Here is a 5,213-nt window from a genome sequence, read left to right as displayed (position 1 = left end):
GCGAAAGCGTAGCCCGAAGCACGCCGACCTTGTGGGCATGAGCGCAGCGAAATGCCCACAAGGGCACGCCCAAAAAAATAAAAAATCAAATCTTTTTTAAAAACTTCAATGCCAAATACTGCGATTCTTGTAAAATCTTTCTATAAAATCTCGCCGAGAAGAAGTAGCATAACGAAAAGATATAAACAACGAAAATAATGTAAAAATAGTACCTGCCAACACTAAATAAACCGAAAAACCTGAAAAAACAATAATCAAACCTAACCACAAAAAAGCCAACACTATGGGTATAAACATCAATGCTAATACCATTTCTTGTAAAGGTTCAAAGTAAATTTTTAGGTTCGTTATTCGCCCAATCAAACCAACAACAAGGTAAAAGAGAAATAAACTCATAAAAAGTAACGCAAATGTACTTTTGCCTGTGGCAATAAACTGTAATGCATAAAGAGTTAGTATTGTACAAAAAAGATAAAATAGACCTGCTTTATAGTGCCCCATATAAAAACGATGTAAGCCTATAGCTCCCCCCCAAAAAGCTAAAAAAGCTGCAATCCACTTATTTTTTCCGAAAAAAAGCAGTTCTTGCGCTGAGGTATATACAGAAGCAGGATTATACAAGCCTGTGGCAAGTAAATTCAAGCTTTCAAAGAAGGTCATAACTTTCCTCTTGGCTTGTTTTTTTCAGTTGAGAAAATTGTTCTAAAAGCCGATTAAGTTCTTCCTCTGTTTCATAGTTAATTTTTATTTCGCCACGACCTGTCGTGGTATGATTGAGAGTTACTTTTGCGCCCAATAATGAACTTAATCCCTCTTGCACTTTACGAATATGAATTTCTAAACTGCTCGGTAATTTTTGCTCATCTTTTTTGGATTGTTTTTTTCTTTGTTTTTCTTCATTAGTCTGGGTTAGTTCGCGGACAATTTTCTCAACCGCACGCACTGAAAGTCCTTCTTCTATAATTTGCTTATATATCTTGAGTTGTAAATCAATGTTTTCTACGTTAATAATAGCGCGTGCATGTCCCATACTTAGCAGATTATCTCTTAATCCTACCTGAATATCATACGGTAGTTTTAGCAAGCGTAAATAATTATTTACCGTAGAACGGTCTTTGCCAACTTTAGTACCTAAACTTTCTAAACTTAATCCACATTCTTCTATCAAGCGTTGATAAGCCAAAGCAATTTCTATGGGATTAAGGTCTTGGCGTTGAATATTTTCAATAAGTGCCAGCTCGAGCATTTGCTCATCATTAGCGGTACGAATGTAAGCAGGAATTTTTGTCAGACCTGCAATTTTAGATGCTTGAAGGCGCCTTTCACCTGAAATGAGCTGAAATCTATCTTCACCTATACGTCTAACTGTAATAGGTTGAATAATTCCCTGCTCTGCAATAGAGTCTGCTAGTTCTTGTAATGCAATTTTATCAAAATGGTTACGCGGTTGAAAGGGATTAGCTTCTATTTTGTCTATGTCAATTTCGCCAATTAACTCGTATTTGACAGTAGTCTCTTTTTTTTCAGCAACCTCTGTTAGATCTTTTTCTTTATTAACATCGCTTAAAATAGCCCCTAGTCCTCTACCTAGTGCATTTCTTTTTGCCATACTTTTGCCCTCCCTTTGGTTATGAGATATTTATTTTAGATAATCTTTCTTTGATATCAGTTTCCTCACTTTTTAGCATATTGTTCTTTTTGAGCAGTTCGCAAGCTAACCGCATATAATTTTCTGCACCTTTTGAACTTGCGTCAAAAAGAATGATAGGAAGTCCAAAGCTGGGGGCTTCACTAAGCTTAGTGTTACGTTGAATAATCGTATCAAAAACTAACTGTTGAAAATGTTGCTGCATCTCTTCTACTACTTGATTAGATAATCGCAAGCGGCTATCATACATTGTAAGTAAAATTCCCTCTATTTCTAATTTTGGATTAAGTCTTTGCTGAACAATTTTGATGGTACTAAGCAGCTTTCCCAATCCTTCCATAGCAAAAAATTCACATTGCACAGGTATAATAACCGAATCTGCGCTTGTCAAAGCATTGATTGTAATCAGCCCCAAGCTAGGACTACAATCTAAAATAATAAATTGATAATCTTTGGCTATTTTTTCCAAAACACCTTTCATTACGCGCTCACGATTGGGCATGTTAACCATTTCCACTTCTGCACCTACTAAATCTATGTGTGAGGGTAGTAGATGCAAATACGCTAATTGTGTTTTAAGTATCGTTGTGCTAGGATGTATACTGCTATCTATAATACACTCATATATACTGTTTTCAATTTTTTGTGGATCAAAACCAAGTCCGCTAGTAGCATTAGCTTGGGGATCTATATCTACTAAGAGTGTTTTGTATTCCATCACTGCCAAACTAGCTGCTAAGTTGATAGCTGTGGTAGTCTTACCTACTCCCCCTTTTTGATTTGCTATTGCAATAATTTTAGCCATATATTCAGATATTTTCGTGTAAAAATACAGTAAAGTTCCACAACTCAAAAATAATTTTTCTAAATCTTTTGTATTTATTTGGATTTCAATGTCTTAAAAAGTTTCACAATGCGTTTCACAAAATACCAACAAGAATTTTTTAGATATTTAGTAAGATTTCTCAAGATGGCAAAAACAGAATATGCTTACAAAGAATACAATTTATCTGAATTTATCTCCTACAAATAAACCTTATGAAACTTAATCAAAGTAGGATTTATTTTTTTTGAAAAAGCGATTTTTCTCGCATAATGTAAAGTTACGAAACTTAATAAATATTTTTTTTCTTATTGCAGTTTTACTTTTTTTTGTTTAGTTTTGCATTATGAAAAGAATTTACATTGTTTTAACATGCTTGCTCTGCGTTTTATACAGAGCTTATGCCCAAGGAGGAGATAATTGTGCTGCTGCTTTGGCTTCTCCTATTACTATTCCGACTACATTAGTTGGTCAAACTACGAATGGTTACGCTAATGATTATTCAGGAATAGGGGGCTGTTCATTGGGTACATCTCATCAAAATGAAGCAGACCGATTATATGCTTTCACTGCTCCTTGTAGTGGTAATATAACCATAACTATGAATGTAACCGCAGCATGTGGCGGCTGGGTCACTTGGGGCGGAATTTTTCTTTTCCAAAATTGCCCTAATATAGGTACTTGTATAGGTTCAGCTACGGGCAATCCCGCTACTATAACAGCTACTATAGTTGCTGGAAATACTTACTTTATATGGGTAGATAGTTGGACTTGTGGTCCTGCTTCAGGCTGGATAAGCTATGACTTAAATATTAACTTTGTTCCCCCAAGTTTCACTTCTCCTACGTCTGATAATGGTTATTGGATTAGTTATGCTTCTGGTGGGGTAAACTATAATCATTATGCATCCGTTATCAACATTCCCAACTCTACAACTTTAGAAGTGGATGAGGCTACAGGATTTAATGTATGCGACTACGTAATGATTGTGCAAATGAAAGGGGCTTCGGTGGATTTAACTTCAGGTCCTACTTACGGCAGTGTAACAAACTTAAATTTGGCAGGGCGCTATGAATTTAACCGTATAAAGCACATCAATATTAGTGCGAGCTGCGGATATGAGTTTACCCTGGAAAATCCTTTATCATTACCATTTAACAGGGATAATATCATTCAAGTCATTCGTGTGCCATATGTTATAGACTTACTTCTGAACAGCAATTACACTGTACGTCCTTTTAATGGTAGAAAGGGTGGCATAATGGTACTATATGCTCAAAACTCTATCACGTTTAATAATGCAAATATTGATGTACAGGGCAGGGGTTATCGTGGAGGAGATAACGCAGGTTCTGCTTGGGGATGTGGATCTGTACCTATTCCTCCCCCATACTTTTTACCAGGACCTAACCAAGGGCTGGCGGGGGCAAAAGGGGAGAGCTTTGCTTCTTTTCCTGCGGGACATGAGTTAGCTAGAGGGGCTATGGCTAATGCAGGAGGCGCAGGCATGAATGTAAACGCAGGGGGTGCAGGCGGTAGTAATGGAGGTACAGGCGGCGTAGGTGGGGGTGATTGGGTAGCTTGCTCTCCAAGAAATGACGCGCTAGGGGGAGGTATACCTGGCTATACTGTAGCAGCTACTACTAACCACATACTAATGGGCGGAGGTGGAGGTAGCGCACATGCAGGAGATAATGTATCAAATGGAGGAGATGGTGGTAGTGGTGGAGGTGCAGTTTGGATATTTACAAACAGCCTTATCATAACAGGTACTAACACTATCAATGCCGCAGGAGCGCATGCGTCAAATATACCTTATCAATGGGCAGGAGGTGGTGGAGGTGCAGGCGGCACTGTGCTTATTACCTCTAACACTATATCAGGTACAGGAACACTTACTATCAATACCTCAGGCGGAAATGGAGGAAATGCATACTGGCCTAATCAGCTAGGTCCTGGGGGTGGTGGAGGAGGAGGTAGACTAATACTCTCTTATGCTTCTGTGCCCACACAAATTTCTCATATCAGCACAGGTGGTGCCCCAGGAGTATACTGCGGACCTTGCACAAGCCCTTATTTTAATACAGCAGGTTCAGCAGGGGCAGTTACAACAAATATGGCTATTCCCGCACCACCTTTTCCTCTAACTTGTACTCCATTACCTACTCAAAACATTCTTTTGACAGGTAAAACTGAATTTAATAAACATATCCTACAATGGTCAATTAGTGAGATTGCCCAAAGTAAGGAATTTCAAATAGAAATATCAGATGGAGATAGTCCATTTAATGTTTTGACTACAATATCGGCTACAGGGAACTCTAACTATGAATATACCCACACACCTACGCGCGAAAAACATTTGTATCGCATAAGACACCTTGATAAAGATGGAAAAGTGGAGTATTCTAACATTATCACTCTCTACTCAACAGAAATACAACCTTATTTAAGTAGGTCTGAAAGTTGGATTTCTATAAGTAACTATGCAGATTTTGTAGAGATATACAATTTACAAGGGCAAAGGTTAGCTTTTTATGCTCAAAATCCTTTGCGTATAAATCTAAATGACTTCAATACTACGGCACCTATCATTGTGAGAATAAAAAATCAACATTGGATAGTAAAACCTTGACTTTGAGTAGATAGTTTATTGGTTAAGTTTTTCTTTTTGGGCGTGCCCCTTGCTGACGCAAGGGTCGGGGCATTCCGCACTACGCTTCGCTTCGGTGCTTCGCTAAC

At 38.0% G+C, this 5,213-nt stretch carries 4 protein-coding genes; 1 reads left to right on the top strand and 3 read right to left on the bottom strand.

Annotated elements, in window-relative coordinates; all coding sequences use genetic code 11:
* Positions 1-105: 105 nt before the first annotated feature.
* From NZ519_11655 to NZ519_11645, 3 genes are read right to left on the bottom strand one after another with little or no spacing between them, the layout of a single operon-like run.
* On the bottom strand, positions 106-642 hold the full coding sequence (locus NZ519_11655; GenBank protein ID MCS7029409.1) for a TM2 domain-containing protein: 537 nt from the start codon (positions 640-642) through the stop codon (positions 106-108).
* Between the two features lie 4 nt (positions 643-646).
* On the bottom strand, positions 647-1,609 hold the full coding sequence (locus tag NZ519_11650) for a ParB/RepB/Spo0J family partition protein (GenBank protein ID MCS7029408.1): 963 nt from the start codon (positions 1,607-1,609) through the stop codon (positions 647-649).
* Between the two features lie 19 nt (positions 1,610-1,628).
* Positions 1,629-2,453 carry an AAA family ATPase gene (locus tag NZ519_11645; GenBank protein ID MCS7029407.1) on the bottom strand — a complete coding sequence of 275 codons (825 nt, stop codon included), beginning with the start codon at positions 2,451-2,453 and terminating at the stop codon, positions 1,629-1,631.
* Between the two features lie 364 nt (positions 2,454-2,817).
* On the opposite strand from NZ519_11645, the gene NZ519_11640 reads away from it, so the two are divergent.
* Positions 2,818-5,106 carry a hypothetical protein gene (locus NZ519_11640; protein ID MCS7029406.1) on the top strand — a complete coding sequence of 763 codons (2,289 nt, stop codon included), beginning with the start codon at positions 2,818-2,820 and terminating at the stop codon, positions 5,104-5,106.
* The last annotated feature ends 107 nt before the right edge of the window (positions 5,107-5,213 follow it).

The organism is Bacteroidia bacterium (assembly GCA_025056095.1).
In the GTDB taxonomy this organism is placed as follows: Bacteria; Bacteroidota; Bacteroidia; order JANWVE01; family JANWVE01; genus JANWVE01.
Note: the sequence above shows the minus strand (reverse complement) of the source record. Positions and strands in the feature narration are given on the sequence as shown.